Origin of the sequence: Microbacterium sp., assembly GCF_036566905.1 — a bacterium.
In the GTDB taxonomy this organism is placed as follows: Bacteria; Actinomycetota; Actinomycetes; order Actinomycetales; family Microbacteriaceae; genus Microbacterium.
Genome location: NZ_DATCVK010000218.1, coordinates 46505 through 61695, shown reverse-complemented (window position 1 = coordinate 61695; position 15191 = coordinate 46505). Strand labels below are relative to the sequence as shown.

At 72.2% G+C, this 15191-nt stretch carries 11 protein-coding genes; 4 read left to right on the top strand and 7 right to left on the bottom strand.

Annotation, left to right across the window (positions count from 1 at the left end):
- The first annotated feature begins 27 nt into the window (after window positions 1-27).
- The gene (locus VIP82_RS18995) at window positions 28-2217 is read left to right on the top strand and encodes a glycoside hydrolase family 53 protein (protein ID WP_331911488.1); all 2190 of its coding nucleotides are present in this window, start codon (window positions 28-30) and stop codon (window positions 2215-2217) included.
- Here VIP82_RS18995 and rsmI read toward each other — a convergent pair.
- Window positions 2214-3041: a 16S rRNA (cytidine(1402)-2'-O)-methyltransferase gene (gene rsmI, locus VIP82_RS18990; protein ID WP_331911486.1), complete on the bottom strand. Its 828-nt coding sequence runs from the start codon at window positions 3039-3041 to the stop codon at window positions 2214-2216. The two genes, VIP82_RS18995 and rsmI, sit on opposite strands and share 4 nt — an antisense overlap.
- 22 nt (window positions 3042-3063) lie before the next feature.
- Here rsmI and VIP82_RS18985 point away from each other — a divergent pair, with 22 nt between their 5' ends.
- Window positions 3064-4662, top strand: a complete 1599-nt coding sequence (locus tag VIP82_RS18985; protein WP_331911484.1) for a dolichyl-phosphate-mannose--protein mannosyltransferase — start codon at window positions 3064-3066, stop codon at window positions 4660-4662.
- 9 nt (window positions 4663-4671) lie between these two features.
- On the opposite strand, the gene VIP82_RS18980 is transcribed toward VIP82_RS18985, so the two are convergent.
- The 5 genes from VIP82_RS18980 to VIP82_RS18960 form a co-directional block, all read right to left on the bottom strand.
- Entirely contained in the window at window positions 4672-6522 is a 1851-nt protein-coding gene (locus tag VIP82_RS18980) for a thioredoxin domain-containing protein (RefSeq protein WP_331911482.1), read from the bottom strand.
- 28 nt (window positions 6523-6550) lie between these two features.
- Window positions 6551-7387: an aldo/keto reductase gene (locus tag VIP82_RS18975; RefSeq protein WP_331911480.1), complete on the bottom strand. Its 837-nt coding sequence runs from the start codon at window positions 7385-7387 to the stop codon at window positions 6551-6553.
- Window positions 7388-7459: 72 nt separating this feature from the next.
- A complete protein-coding gene (locus VIP82_RS18970; protein ID WP_331911478.1) occupies window positions 7460-7756 on the bottom strand; it encodes a transcriptional regulator in 297 nt (98 codons plus the stop codon).
- Window positions 7753-8415, bottom strand: a complete 663-nt coding sequence (locus VIP82_RS18965) for a hypothetical protein (protein WP_331911476.1) — start codon at window positions 8413-8415, stop codon at window positions 7753-7755. The genes VIP82_RS18970 and VIP82_RS18965 overlap by 4 nt, the downstream gene beginning before the upstream one ends.
- Window positions 8412-9233 (bottom strand): CPBP family intramembrane glutamic endopeptidase, encoded by an 822-nt coding sequence (locus tag VIP82_RS18960; protein ID WP_331911474.1) that lies wholly within the window; start codon window positions 9231-9233, stop codon window positions 8412-8414. The genes VIP82_RS18965 and VIP82_RS18960 overlap by 4 nt, the downstream gene beginning before the upstream one ends.
- Before the next feature lie 104 nt (window positions 9234-9337).
- Here VIP82_RS18960 and hrpA point away from each other — a divergent pair, with 104 nt between their 5' ends.
- Together hrpA and VIP82_RS18950 are read left to right on the top strand one after the other, a co-directional pair.
- On the top strand, window positions 9338-13294 hold the full coding sequence (hrpA, locus tag VIP82_RS18955; RefSeq protein WP_331911472.1) for an ATP-dependent RNA helicase HrpA: 3957 nt from the start codon (window positions 9338-9340) through the stop codon (window positions 13292-13294).
- 61 nt (window positions 13295-13355) lie between these two features.
- Entirely contained in the window at window positions 13356-14297 is a 942-nt protein-coding gene (locus tag VIP82_RS18950; protein ID WP_331911470.1) for a quinone oxidoreductase family protein, read from the top strand.
- 9 nt (window positions 14298-14306) lie between these two features.
- Here VIP82_RS18950 and VIP82_RS18945 read toward each other — a convergent pair whose 3' ends face one another.
- Window positions 14307-15158 carry a sulfurtransferase gene (locus tag VIP82_RS18945; RefSeq protein WP_331911468.1) on the bottom strand — a complete coding sequence of 284 codons (852 nt, stop codon included), beginning with the start codon at window positions 15156-15158 and terminating at the stop codon, window positions 14307-14309.
- Between the last annotated feature and the right edge of the window lie 33 nt (window positions 15159-15191).

Sequence of the window (15191 nt, the reverse complement as noted above, 5' to 3'; positions counted from 1 at the left end):
CCGTATCACCGTCGATCGGAGAAAAACATGTCGTTCCTCTTCCGCCGCCCTGTGCGGTCCGTCCTCGCCGCCGCCGCGGCATCCGTCACCCTCATCGCAGGCTTCGCACTGGCGGCCCCGGCCGCCGCCGATGAGGCCGATGGACCGGTCGACGCCGGCATCTTCGTCGACAGGGTCGAAGGTCTGGCCGACGACTTCGCGATGGGCGTCGACGTGTCCACCGTGATCTCGCTCGAGGAGAGCGGCGTGGTGTTCCGGGATGCCGCGGGGCAGCCCGCGGACCTCTTCGACGTGCTCGCCGCCGACGGCGTGAACTCGGTGCGCATCCGCGTCTGGAACGACCCCTCCGACGCGTCGGGCCGCGGCTACGGCGGCGGCAACGTCGACGTCGACCGCGCCGTCGAGATCGGGGAGCGTGCAACCGCCGCAGGCTTGGACGTGCTCGTGGACTTCCACTATTCGGACTTCTGGGCCGACCCCGCGCGTCAGCTCGCGCCGAAGGCGTGGGAGGCGCTCACCGACGCTGAGACCGTGACGGCGCTGCACGACTTCACCGCCGCCGCGCTGCAGCGTTTCGCCGACGCCGGCGTGGATGTGCGGATGGTGCAGATCGGCAACGAGACCAACAACGCGATCGCCGGCCACACCCGGCCCGGCCGCGAGATCGACGCGCAGTTCGCGGCGCTGGTCTCCGCCGGCAGTGCCGCCGTCCGCGAGGTGCTTCCCGGCGCGCTGGTCGCGGTGCACTTCACGAACCCCGAGACGGCGGGCCGGTACGCCACCTACGCGGCAGGCCTTGCGTCGTTCGGTGTCGACTACGACGTCTTCGCGAGCTCCTACTACCCGTACTGGCACGGCACCGTCGAGAACCTCACCACCGTCCTGTCCGACATCGCCACGACCTATGACAAGAAGGTCATGGTCGCCGAGACCAGCTGGGCGCACACGCTCGAGGACGGCGACGGCTACCCGAACGTCATCGGCGCGGGCGGCATCACGGGCCAGTACCCGGTGAGCGTGCAGGGACAGGCGTGGGAGCTTCGCGACGTGATCGCGGCGGTCGCTGCCGTGGGCGATGCGGGCATCGGTGTGTACTACTGGGAGCCGGCCTGGCTGCCCGTCGGACCGGCGTCCGAGATCGACGCCAACCGCGTGCTCTGGGAGCAGTTCGGCTCCGGCTGGGCGACGAGCGCCGCCAGCGACTACGACCCGCTCCACGTGGGCGAGTTCTACGGCGGTTCGGCGTGGGACAACCAGGCGCTGTTCGCAGGGGACGGCACACCGCTCGAGTCGCTCCGCACGTTCTCGTACGTGCGCACCGGGGCGGTCGCGCCCCGCGAGATCGTCGGCGTCGAAGACGTGTCGCTCGTCGTGGTCGACGGCGCGCCGATCGAGCTGCCCGCGAAACTCGCGATCGACTTCAACGACGGCACCACCGAGTACCACGCGGTGCAGTGGAGCGACGCCGTCGAGTGGATCCGCGGGCCCGGCCAGTACTCGATCCCCGGCCGCACCGACTCCGGGCTCGCGGTCACGGCGAGCGTGACCGTCGACGCGCCCAACTTCGTCGTGAACCCCGGGTTCGAGAGCGCCGACATGGGCGCGTGGTCGCTGACCGCGCCGGCCGCGCGCCAGCAGAGCGCCGACGCGGTCGCCGGGGACTACGCCGTGACGTTCTGGAACGGGTCGGCGTACGAGACCTCCGTCTCGCAGACCGTGACGGGCGTTCCGGCCGGCACCTACGTGCTGCAGGCGACGACACAGGGCACGAACAGCCCCGACACGGACGCGCGCACCTTGCGCGCCACCACGTCGGAGGGCTCCTGGAGCGCGCCGCTGGAGTTCACCGTATGGAACGAGCTCCACACTGCCGAGGTCCCCGGGATCGTCGTCGGAGCCGACGGCGTGGTCGAGATCTCAGCGGAGTTCTCGCTCGCGGCCGGCGCCTGGGGAGTGCTCGACGAGGTGCGCCTCGTCGACGCGGCCTCGACCGGCGGCGGCGTCGAAGCCGACACGACCTCGCTGGAGCGCGCACTCGGGGCGGCGGCCGCGGTCGATCGGACGCGGTACACGGACAGCTCGCTGGCCCGACTCGACGACGCCGTCGCGGTGGGCGAGGTCGTGCTCGCGGGTTCGAAGGCGACGGCCGTCGATGTGAAGGCGGCCACGAAGCTCGTCGAGAAGGCGGTGCACCAGCTGAAGAAGCGCAAGCCCTAGGCGCGCTCCCCGCGCATCGAGAGCGCGGCCTGATACAGCTCGCGGCTGGAGTGCCCGGTGAGGCCGGACACCTCGGCGGCGGCATCCTTCAGTCGCGTGCCGCCGCGCACGAGTTCGAGCACCTGGTTCACGGCGTCGGGGAAGGCGACGGCGCGGGCCGGCGCACCCTCGACGACGATGACCAATTCGCCCCGCACACCGGCTTCGGCCCACCCGGCGAGGTCGGCGAGCGGACCCCGCGCGACCTCTTCGTGCAACTTCGTCAGCTCGCGGCAGACGGCCGCACGGCGGTCCGCGCCGAAGGCGGTGGCCATGTCGGCCAGCGTGGCCGCCGCCCGCGAGGGCGCCTCGAAGAACACCATGGTGCGCGGCTCGGAGGCGAGCGCGCGGAAGGCCGCCGCCCGCTCCCCCGGCTTGCGCGCCACGAAGCCCTCGAACGTGAAGCGGTCGGTCGGGAGGCCCGACACGGCGAGCGCGGTGACGACCGCGCTCGGCCCGGGGATCACCGTCACCAGGACGCCCGCGTCGGCGGCCGCCGCGACGAGCCCGTAGCCGGGGTCGCTGACGGTGGGCATGCCGGCGTCGCTCAGCACGAGCACGTCCTGGTCGCGCGCCAGTTCCACGAGCTCCGGAGCGCGCTCCTTCTCGTTGTGGTCGTGCAGGGCGATCAGGCGCGGCCGATTGGAGATGCCCAGCGCCGCCAGCAGCCGCTGCGTCGTGCGGGTGTCCTCGGCGGCGACGATGGTCGCCTCGGAGAGCGCCTCGACGAGGCGGCGGGACGCGTCCCCGAGGTTTCCGATGGGGGTCGCCGCGAGGATGATCACGCCCTCAGCCTAAACTTGCCGGGTGACGGATGCCCCACGGCCCGCGGTCGACCAGCCCAGCGTCGACCAGCCCGCCGCGCCCCTCCTCCCTCCGGCACGTCCGAGCCTGTACGACCGCTTCGCGCGCCGCCTGAGCGGGGATGCGCGCGCCCGGCGCCTCTACGCCTGGCTCGGACCGGCGATCGTCCTCGTCATCGCCGCCGTCCTGCGCCTGTGGAACCTCGCGGCCGCGCACGACCTGATGAACCAGTTCGACGAGACGTACTACGTCAAAGACGCCTGGACGCTGCTCAACCTCGGGTACGAGGGGTCCTGGCCCGGCGGCGCGAACGAGCGTTTCCTGGCGGGCGACGTGAACATCTTCACCACGAACCCGTCCTTCGTCGTCCACCCGCCGCTCGGCAAGTGGATCATCGCACTGGGCATGATGGTGCTCGGCCCCGAGTCGGGGTGGGGATGGCGGATCACCACCGCGCTCCTCGGCATCGCCTCCGTCCTTCTGCTGATGCTGATCGCGAAGCGCCTGACGCGATCGACCACCTTCGCGGTGGTGGCGGGGCTGCTCATGGCGGTGGACGGACTCGCGATCTCGATGAGCCGCGTCGCGCTGCTCGACACCTCCTTGACGTTCTTCGTGCTGCTCGCCTTCCTTTTCGTGCTGCGCGACCGGGAGCGCACGATGACGCGGATCGCCGAGTCCGTGGCGGCGCGGTTCGACGGCGACGAGGCTCCGTCATGGGGACCGGTGCTGTGGAACCGGCCGTGGCTCATCGCGGCGGGCGCGGCGCTCGGGGCGGCGAGCGCCGTGAAGTGGTCGGGCGCATGGGTGCTCGCCGGTCTCGGCGTCTACCTCGTGGTGACCGACGCGCTCGCGCGTCGCCGCGCGGGCGTGCTGTTCTGGCCGACGGATGCCGTGCGCCAGGGTCTCGTCACGTTCGTGCTGTTCGTCCCCGTCGCCGTGCTCGTGTACGTGGCGTCGTGGACCGGCTGGCTGGTCACCGACGGCGGCTACGACCGCCACGCCGGAAGCAATCCGCTCGAGAGCCTGTGGCTCTACCACGTGGCGATGTACTCCTCGACGGCGGGTATCACCTCGGGTCACGCGTATGCGAGCCCGGCGTGGCAGTGGCCGCTGCTGATGCGCCCGACCGGTGTCTACTACCACCACGATGCGCTCGGCGTGAACGGCTGCGGCACCTCGAACGGCTGCGTCGAGGTCATCTCTACGATGCCGAACCCGCTCATCTGGTACGCCGGGGTGGCCGCCGTCCTGTACCTGGCGTACCGCTTCGTGGTCGTGCGCGACTGGCGCTACGCGCTCGTGCTCACCGGCGTCGCCGTCACGTACGTGCCCTGGCTGTTCCTGCCCGAGCGCACGGTGTTCCAGTTCTACACGGTGCTCATCCTGCCGTTCATGCTCCTGGCGCTGACCTTCGCGCTGAAGGACATCGCCGGGCCGCCGACGGCCGGCTCCTACCGCCGGCTCACCGGCCAGCGCCTGGTGCTGGTGTTCCTCGGCGTCGCCCTGGCGCTGTCGGCCTTCTGGTACCCGATCATCGCGGCGGTCGACGTGCCGTACGACTTCTGGCACCTGCACATGTGGCTGGACAGCTGGGTCTGAAACAGCCGTTCAGGGATTCAGCCCGGCGGGGTCGGTGACCGGCAGCCGGCACGCGAAGTCGCCGCAGTCGTAGGCGGTCGGCAGCCCGTCGCGCACGGTCTTGTCGGCGAACAGCCCGAAGCCGGCGTCGGCCCAGTCGGTCGCCTGCGCGGGCGAGAGGATGCTCACGACGTCGGCACGGATGCCGCGAGCCGCGCTGGCGACGGCCGCTGCGGTGTCGTCCGCGACGACCACGACCTGCCGCGGGGCGGCGGCGAGAGTAGTGGCGACACGCAGCAGGGCGCCGTACGCGAGCGGCTGGGCGAGCGCGGCGGACGCGTGCGTCGCGACGAGACGCTCGGCGAGCGCGCGATACTGCTCGCCCGCGCCGAGCACCCAGAGCAGCGCGGCGGCCTCCGCGACCGATGCCGCACCGGAGGGCTCGTCGGCGTCGGAGGCGGCATCCGGTGCTCCGATCCCCTGCCCGGTGAGCACCGGGTCTCCCCCGCCGGGCACCACGACGCGACCGGCGGGTTGCACGCAGGCGTCGACGAGCTCGCGGGCGCGCACCGCGTACGCGATCTCTCCGGTGGCCACAGCCAGAGCCAGGAGCCCGGACGCGAGCTGTCCCTGGTCGGCGAGGGTCGCGTGGGCGCGCGACGGCACCTCGTCGAGCGATGCCCGCAGCAGTCGGCCGTCGGCGGTGACGTTCGACTCGAGGACGGCGTCGGCGGCCCAGCGCGCCGCCTCGATCCAGGACGCTTCGTCGAGGCGCACGCCGGCACGGGCGAGAGCGCCGATCGCGAGGCCGTTCCAGCCGCTCACCACCTTGCCGTCCACCGCGGGCGGCTCGAGCGGGGCGCGGCCGGCGGCGTCGCGGGCGTAGTAGCCTCCCTCGCTGCGTGCACCGTCGATCCAGGACTCGGAGTCCTGTGCAGCACCGAACCCGCCGCTCGGCTGCTGCAGCACGTCGATGAGGAATCCCGCGATGCCGCGCGCGACATCGTGCCGAGCCGGTGACGCGTCCATCGCCACGTCGAGCAGCTGGGCGTTGTCGGTCAGCATGCGCTCGTAGTGGGGCACGGTCCAGTCGGGGCGGGTGGCGTAGCGGAAGAATCCGCCTTCGACGGGGTCGCGCAGCGGCGACGAGGCCATGGCGGCGAGCGCCCGATCGGCGACGCCGGATGCCGCAGCCGCCTGCTCGCGCACGACGCGGGTCTGCAGGAACCGCAGCGCCGTGGCCACCGGGAACTTGGGCGCGTTCGAGGCGGGATCGCCGAATCCGCCGTGACGCGGATCCTCGCGGGCGGCGAGCGCGTGCGCGGCGCGCGCGAGTTCCTCGGCGGTGGGAACGGCCGCATCCGTCGCCGGCGCCGCCTCCCGCACCTCGGCGAGGGCGCCGGCGACGGCAGCCGCGGTCTCGTCGATCTGGTCGCGCCGTTCCGCCCACGCCTCCTGCACGGCGGCGAGCACCTGGCGGAAGGCGGGGATCCCCGCTCGGGGCTCGGGCGGGAAGTAGGTGCCGGCGTAGAACGGCCGCCCGTCGGGCGTCGCGAAGACCGTGAGCGGCCACCCGAGGCTCGGACTGAACGCGGATGCGGCGGCCATGTAGGCCGCGTCGACCTCCGGATGCTCCTCGCGGTCGACCTTGATCGACACGAAGCCCGCGTCGAGCTCTGCGGCGGTCGCCGCGTCTTCGAAGGACTCGCGCGCCATCACGTGGCACCAGTGGCACGTCGAGTAGCCGATCGACACCATGACCGGCACGTCGCGTCTCCGCGCCTCGGCGAACGCCTCCTCGCCCCACGGGAACCACGCGACCGGGTTGCCCGCGTGGGCTCTCAGATACGGGCTCGTCGCTTCCGCGAGGCGTGGGTTCACGGCATCCGCTCCTCCCGCTCGCGAGCGGTCAGTTCACCTCGTCGGGGTGCGCGCTGACGCGGCCCGTACCGTCGCCCGGATCCATGGCATCGATCGCCGCCATCTCGTCGGCGGTGAGCTCGAAGCCGAAGACGTCGAGGTTCTCCTCGAGACGCTCTCTGCGCACCGACTTCGGGAACACGATGAAGCCCTTCTGCAGGTGCCAGCGGAGCACGGCCTGTGCCGGCGTCCGGCCGTGCGCCTGGGCGGCGGCGGCCACCGGTCCGGCGCCGAACAGGTCGTACTTGCCCTGTCCGAGCGGACCCCACGACTCGATCCTCACGTCGTGCGCCGCCGCCCATTCGCTGACGTCGCGCTGCTGGTGGGCGGGATGCAGCTCGATCTGGTTCACCGACGGAGCGACGCCCGTGGCCGAGACGATCTTCTCGAGGTGCGGCACGAGGTGGTTCGAGACGCCGATGCTGCGGGTGAGGCCGGCACTGCGCAGCTCGATCAGCTTCTCCCACGCGTGCAGGTAGTTGTCGCGGGACGGAGTGGGCCAGTGGACCAGGTACAGGTCGACCTGCTCCAGGCCGAGTCGCTCGAGGCTCTCGGCGATCGCGGTGTTCGGCTCGTCGCCGTCGTGGCGGTCGTTCCACAGCTTCGTCGTGATGAACAGCTCCTCACGCGGGATGCCGCTCGCCGCGATCGCCGCACCGACGCCCTCTTCGTTGCCGTAGATCGCGGCGGTGTCGATGTGGCGGTACCCGACCTCGAGCGCCTCGCTGACGGCCCGCTCGGTATCGGCCGGCGGCACCTTGAAGACGCCGTAGCCGAGCTGCGGGATGGTGTTGCCGTCGTTGAGGGTCACGGTGGGAACTGTCATGTTCCCAGCCTAGGACGGGTGTCGCGCAGCGGACGGGTCAGCGGCGTGTGACGCGGTCGAAGCGGGCGAGGTTCATGACCGGTCCCCGAGCACGGACCGCAGGGCGTCGGTGTAGTCCTCGAACGCGCGCCGGCCTTGCTTCGTCAGCGCGAGATAGGTGACGGGTGTGCGCCCGCGATGCGTCTTCTCGACCGCGACGTAACCGGCGTCCTCGAGCTTGCGGACGTGCGTCGAGAGGTTTCCGGCGGTCATGTCGAGCAGCTCCTGCAGACGCGGGAACGCGATGCTCTCGCCGGGGTCCAGCGTCGCGAGTGTCGCGGTGATCCGCAGGCGCGCAGCGGCGTGGATCACGGGATCGAGCTCGGTCATCGGCGGATCCACAGCCAGGCGACGAGCGCGCCGACGAGGAAGACGCCGCCGCCCGCGATCGAGAAGACCAGATAATGCGTCGGATACCCGAAGAACGGCGCGACCAGGGCGACGACCATGATCCAGCCGCCGAGCCACAGCAGCGGCTTCGCATGCCAGATCCCGCCGCCCACGAAGTAGAGGAGCCCCACCAGCAGCGTCGACGCGGTCGGGTAGTAGATGTTCGCGAGGTCGGGCGCCATCCCGTTGTGGACGAGCGCGCTGCCGAAGACGAACATCGCGACGAACGCGATCGTCCAGCTCCAGCCGTACACCGCGCCGGTGAACGCGGCTTCCGCGGATGCCCGGATGCCGCGACCGCTGCGGATGCCGAGGATCGCCGTCGCGACGAGGGCCCCGGCCATCAGCACGATGAACACGGCGACCGCCACCGGCAGCGGCACGCTTGCGGCGGGCTTCGCTCCGTCGATGAGCCACAGCAGCCCGAATCCCACGAACCATGCGATCCCCCACGCGAGCAGGATGAGCGGCACCTCCGCGGCGAGCTGCCGGGTGATGCGTTCCTGTTGGCTGCGGACGAGGTCCAGCATCGCGGCGGCGTCGCGGGGCGCGTCGTCGTCGGTCGGGCCGGAAGGGTCGGTCGTACCGGGGATGTTCATCGGATTCCGTTCGCGAGGAGGAAGGGCACGGCGAGCGCGGGAAGCGTCGACAACAGGTTCACCAGGCCGTGGGCGATGATGAGCGGCAGCAGCCGCCCCTGGCGCCACGCGATGATGCCCGAGCCGATGCCCCAGACGAAGAACGCGCAGGCGTAGACGATGACGGCGTCCGGCGTCGGCGCGTACCAGACGTGCTGCAGGCCGAAGAGTGCCGCCGAGATGAGGATCGCGGCGGGAAGCGGCATCCGGCTTGCGAGATCCCGTTGTGCAGACCCCCGATAGACGAGCTCCTCGGTCGGTGCGTTCAGCGGCGCGAACGTCAGCACGGCGACGACCGCGAGCACCGCCGCGACACCCGGAGACAGTGGCGGGACCGTGTCCGGATCGAAGAAGACGGTCTCGAACGCCGTGAACATGCCGGCGCCGTGCAGCGCCCACATGACGAGCATGATGGTCAGCACGAACGGCACGTACAGCACCGCCAGCCACAGCAGGCCCCACAGGATGTCGCGGCCGAGGCGCCCGCGGCGGTAGCCGATCAGCGCCGCGGCGCTCGTGCCGGTGGCGCGGAGGCGGCGCACCACCAGCAGCAGGCACACGACGTTGACCGGCAGCATCGCGACGGCCGCGACAAGGGGCGGCGGCGGGAAGACGGCGGGCCCCGCCCATGCGGTCAGCAGCAGCCATGCGAGCGTGCACGCCGCGGCGACGAGCAGCACGCGCAGGGCCGGGAGCCCGATGCCCCACGCGAGCGCACCGCGATCGGAGCGTCGGCCGGAAAGGGGCCGCGATGCGAGCGTGCGCGCCGAGGGGGTCATGGTAACTTTGTAATGCAAAGTTGTTTGCCGATCAAGACCCTTCGTCATGCGATCCGGCGACCCGCAGGCGGCGGAGGCCGCGACACGGGATACGATCGAAGGCTATGTCCGTGCCCGAAGCCGTCATCTCGTACCCGCCGGAGCTCCCCGTCAGCGCCGCGCGGGACGAGATCGCGCGCGCGATCCGCGATCACCAGGTCGTCATCGTCGCGGGCGCCACCGGCTCGGGCAAGACCACGCAGCTGCCGAAGATCGCGCTGGAGCTCGGCCGCACGCGCATCGCCCACACGCAGCCGCGCCGGATCGCGGCCCGGACCATCGCCGAGCGCATCGCCGAGGAGCTCCAGGTGCCCCTCGGCTCGACCGTCGGCTACAAGGTGCGCTTCACCGACAAGGTGTCGGAGGACACGCGCATCGCGCTCCTGACCGACGGCATCCTGCTCAACGAGATCCACCGGGACCGGCTGCTGCGCCGGTACGACATGATCATCGTCGACGAGGCGCACGAGCGCTCCCTCAACGTCGACTTCCTGCTCGGGTACCTGCGACGGATCCTGCCGAAGCGGCCCGATCTCAAGGTCGTCATCACCAGCGCGACGATCGATCCGCAGAGCTTCGCCGAGCACTTCGCGAAGCCGGACGGCACGCCCGCGCCGATCATCGAGGTGTCGGGACGCACCTACCCGGTCGAGATCCGCTACCGCCCGCCGAGCCCCGCCAAGGACGCGGACGAGTCCGACGACGTCGACGGCATCACCTCTGCGCTGCGCGAACTCGACCGCGAGCCTGCGGGCGACGTCCTGGTGTTCCTGCCTGGCGAGGCCGAGATCCGCGACGCCGCGGACGCCGTGCGGGGGATGTACGCGAAGGATGCCGCGCCCACCGAAGTGCTGCCGCTGTACGGTCGGCTGTCGGCGGCCGAGCAGCACCGGGTGTTCGAGCGGTCGCAGGTCGCCGGCGTCCGTCGCCGTGTGATCCTCGCGACGAACGTGGCAGAGACGAGCCTGACGGTGCCGGGCATCCGGTACGTCGTCGACACCGGCACGGCCCGCATCTCGCGGTACAGCAACCGCAGCAAGGTGCAGCGCCTGCCCATCGAAGCCGTGTCGCAGGCATCGGCGCAGCAGCGCTCCGGCCGCGCGGGACGCACCAGCGACGGCATCGCGATCCGGCTCTACTCGGAGGAGGACTTCGACACCCGTCCCGAGTTCACCGAGCCCGAGATCCTGCGCACGAGCCTGGCCTCGGTGATCCTGCAGATGCTGTCGCTCGGGTTCGGCGACATCTCGTCGTTCCCGTTCCTCACCCCGCCCGACTCCCGTGGCGTGAAGGCGGCGTTCGACCTGCTCGTCGAGCTCGGCGCCGTGCGCCTGCCTGTGCGGACGGGAAGCGGGGCCGGCGACGACCGCGGCCACCCGACGCTCACCGACCTCGGTCGCGAGATCGCGCGGCTGCCGATCGACCCGCGCTTCGCGCGCATGCTCGTGGAGGCCCGCCGCACCGGCGTCCTGCGCGACGTGCTGGCGATCGTCGCGGGGCTGTCGATCCAGGACGTGCGGGAGCGGCCCGAGGACCGTCGGGAGGAGGCCGACCGCCTGCACGCGCGATTCACCGACCCGTCCAGCGACTTCCTCAGCCTCCTGAACCTTTGGAACCACCTGCAGGAGAAGCAGTCCGAGCTCGGCTCGAGCGCGTTCCGGCGGCTGTGCCGCGCCGAGCACCTCAACTACGTGCGCGTGCGGGAGTGGGCCGACGTGCATCGGCAGCTGAGCACCCTCGTGAACGCGCCCCGCAAGACGCCGTCCGGCGCCGCCGATGCCGACGAGGTCCACAAGGCGATCCTCTCGGGCCTGCTGTCGCAGCTCGGGATCCTCGACGAGCGCACGACGGGCACCGCCGCACGGGGTCGATCGGCCGATCGCTCGGAGCGCGCCGAACAGCGCCGCGGCGCCGAGTACGTCGGCTCGCGCGGCACGCGCTTCGCGATCTTCCCGGGCTCCGGACTCAAGAAGAAGCGCCCGAGCGCGGTGATGGCCGCCGAGGTCGTCGAGACCAGCCGACTGTTCGCGCGCACGGTCGCGGCGATCGATCCGGAGTGGGCCGAGCCATTGGCGGGCGATCTCGCCAAGCGGTCGCTGAGCGAGCCGCACTGGTCCAAGGCGGCGGGGGCGGCGTCCGCCTACGAGAAGGTCACGCTGTTCGGGCTCGAGATCGTGCCGAAGCGGCGCGTGCAGCTCGCCCGGTTCGACCGGCCGTTCGCGCGCGAGCTGTTCCTGCGCCACGCGCTGGTCGAGGGCGAGTGGGACTCGACCCACCTCGACAAGCGGCTGACCGCCTTCGAGCGGCGGAACCTCGAACTGCGCCGTCGGCTGGAGAAGATCGAGGAGCGCGAGCGTCGCCGCGACATCCTGGTCGGCGACGAGGCCGTCTACCGCTTCTACGACGCGCGGATCCCCCGTGACGTCTTCGACGCGCGCTCCTTCGAGGCCTGGTGGCGGGAGGCCTCTGTCCGCACGCCGCGCCTGCTCGACATGACCGAGGCCGACCTCGTCGACGAGGCGTCCCGCGGCGACGAGCGGGACTTCCCGGCACGGTGGACGCAGGGCGACCAGGTGCTCTCGCTCGCGTATCGCTTCGAGCCCGGCGCCGCCGACGACGGCGTGACGGCGGTCGTGCCGCTCGCCCTGCTGGCCCAGCTGCGGCAGGACGGATTCGACTGGCAGGTGCCGGGCATGCGCGACGAGCTCATCACCGCGCTGCTCCGGTCGCTGCCGAAGTCCATCCGTCGCCACGTGGTGCCCGCCGCCGACTGGGCGGCCACCTTCTCGGCCGACCTCGCGGGGCAGGGCCCGGAGGCGCACGCCGGACTGCCGCCGGTGGGTCTGCGCGAGGCGCTCGCCGCGCGCATCCAGCGTGTCGCGAGTCAGCCGGTGAGCGCCGCGGACTTCGAGATGGAGCGGGTGCCCGGCCACCTGCAGGTCTCGTTCCGCGCCGTCGACGAGCGCGGACGCGCCGTCGGCTCGGACCGCGACCTCGCGGCGCTGCAGGCGCGTCTCGCCGACCGTGCACGGGCATCGGTCTCGCGCTCGCTGAGCGCATCGACACCGGCATCCGGCGCCGCGCGAGCGGCGGGCATGCCGGCGCCCCGATCAACGAGTGCGCCGGGCGCCGCGGCGCGCCCCGAGTCCGCGTTCGTCGAGCAGACCGGTCTCACCGACTGGACGTTCGGCGACCTCCCCGAGGTCGTCGACACGAAGGTCGCCGGCGGCGTCGTGCGCGGCTACCCCGCCATCGTGGACGAGAACGCCTCGGTGGCCCTGCGCATCGAGACCACACCCGAGGCAGCGGCCCGCGCGACGCGGGCGGGGGTGCGACGGCTCGTGCTGCTGTCGGTCGCCTCGCCCACGGCGTACGTGCTCGAGCACCTCACGTCCGCCGAGAAGCTCGCCCTCGCGGCGTCGCCCTATCCGTCGGCGAAGGCGCTGATCGAGGACTGCCGCGTGGCGGTGGCGGATGCCGTGATCGCCCGCACCGCCCCCGACGCTCTGGTGCGCACGCGCGCGGGTTTCGAGGCGGTGCGCGACGCGCTCTCGGGAGCCGTCGTGGACGAGCTCTTCCAGACCGTGTCGCTGGCGGCGCGGATCCTCACCGCCGCGCGCGAGGTCGAGAAGGCGATGCGCGACGGCAACTCGCTGACCCTCCTCGGCGCCCTGAACGACGTGAAGGGCCAGCTCGCAGGCCTCGTGTTCCCCGGTTTCGTGTCGCGCACCGGCACAGCGCGCCTCGCACACCTCCCGCGGTACCTCCGCGGAGCGCTGGACCGCGTGCGCACGCTGGCCGACAATCCCGGTCGCGACCGGCAGCGGATGACGGAGTTCGAGCGTGCCGCGACCGTCTTCGCCGAGGCCGGGGGCACCATCCCGCCGCCCGATGACGCCGCGGTGTCGCTCGTGCACGCACGGTGGCTTCTCGAGGAGTACCGTGTGAGCCTGTTCGCGCAGTCCCTCGGCACGGCGGAGCCCGTGTCGCTGCAGCGGTTGCAGCGGGCCCTGCGCGGCTAGCCGCTCGACGAGCAGAGCCCGTGCGGGAATACCCGCCTCGACGACAGGAGTTGCCCCCGCCATGACCACTGCGATCGCGTACACCGAGTTCGGCGGCCCCGAGGTGCTGCACGAGATCCCCGTGCCCGAGCGGGCGCCGGACGCGGGCGAGGTCGCGATCCGCGTCACGGCGGTGGGCGTGAACCCGATCGACGCGAAGCTGCGTTCCGGCGCGCGCCCGTCGGGCGAGATCACCGGGCATCGACGCGTCGGCGGCGACGGCGCAGGCGTCGTCCTCGCCGTCGGCGACGAGGTGGACGGGTTCCGCGCCGGCGACCCCGTGGTCTTCGCGGGCGCCTCGGGCGCGTACGCGACCGAGGTGGTCGTCGCGGCGGACCGGGTCTTCGTGCGTCCGCCGCACGTGAGCGCCGCAGAGGGCGCGGCACTCGGCATCCCCGTCGGCACCGCGTACCAGGCGCTGAGATCCCTCGGTGTCGGAAGCGGCGACACGGTGCTGGTCCATGGCGGGTCCGGTGCCGTCGGCCAGGCGCTCATCCAGTTCGCAGTGCTGTGGGGTGCCACGGTCATCGCGACGTCGTCCGAGCGCCGGTTCGACCGCGTGAGCGCGCTCGGTGCCACCCCCGTCACCTACGGTGAGGGGCTCGCCGACCGGGTGCGCGAGGTCGCGCCGCACGGCGTGACGGTCGCGATCGACGCGGCCGGCACCGACGAGGCGCTGCAGACGTCCATCGAGCTGGTGCCCGACCGACAGCGGGTCGCGACGCTCGTGCGGGGGCGGGATGCCACGGGCCTCGGCATCCGCGCGTTCTCGGGCGGGTCTCCGCTGCCGCTCACCGCGCAGCAGCAGGCGTGGCGCACCGAGGCTGTGCCGGTGGCGATCGCCCTGATGGCCGCGGGCCGCTTCTCGGTGGAACTGGGACCGTCGTTCGCCCTCGCCGACGCCGCCGACGCGCACCGCGCGATCGAAGCGGGCGTGGACGGCAAGATCACCCTCGTGCCCTGACCGCCGCGGTCACACGGTGGCGGTGACCTCGGCGGGCGCAGCGCCGGTGGCGACGGGGCGCCCGCACGTGTTCGACCACTGGCTCCACGAACCCGGGTAGATGCCGAGCCGCAGCCCCGCGAGCTCGGCGGCGAACACGGCCTGGGCGGCGGTGACGCCCGACCCGCAGTAGGCTGCCGCGGTCACGCCCTCGGCGATGCCGACGCTGCCGAACAACTCACGCAGACTCGCGGCATCCCGGAACCGCTCGCCGTCCATGTAGGCGCCGGTCGGGAGGTTCGCCGCGCCCGGAATGTGACCCGCGATCGGGTCGACCGGCTCGACCTCCCCGCGATAGCGCTCGGCGGCACGCACGTCGATGAGCACGCCGGAGGCGGTGAGCGCGGAAGCCTCGTCGATCGAGAGCACCGGCTCGGTGACAGGGGTGAGCGACACGTCTCCCGGCTCGGGAACGACGGGACCGGTCTCCAGGGGCAGGCCGGCGGCGACCCACGCACGCAGCCCGCCGTCGAGGAGGCGCACATCGGCGACGCCCGAGCGGGTCAGCAGCCACCACGCGCGCGAGGCGCCCAGCGCCCGGTCGTCGTCGTAGATCACGACCGTTTCGCCGTCATGGATGCCCCAGCGTCGAGCCGCCGCCTGCAGATCCTCGGTGGCCGGCAGCGGGTGGCGGCCGTCCTCGCGGCGACCGTGCCGGGAGAGCTCTGTCTCCATGTCGACGTAGACGGCGCCGGGCACGTGCCCGTCGAGGTGGTCGGCACTGCCGTCCGGGCGGTCGAGCCGGTAGCGGACGTCGAGCACGCGGACGGTGCCGGAGCGGACAAGGCGGTCGAGTTCTGCGGGGGTGATCAGCTGCGCCACCGGTCCATTCTCGCCTGCGCGCGGCCTACCGCC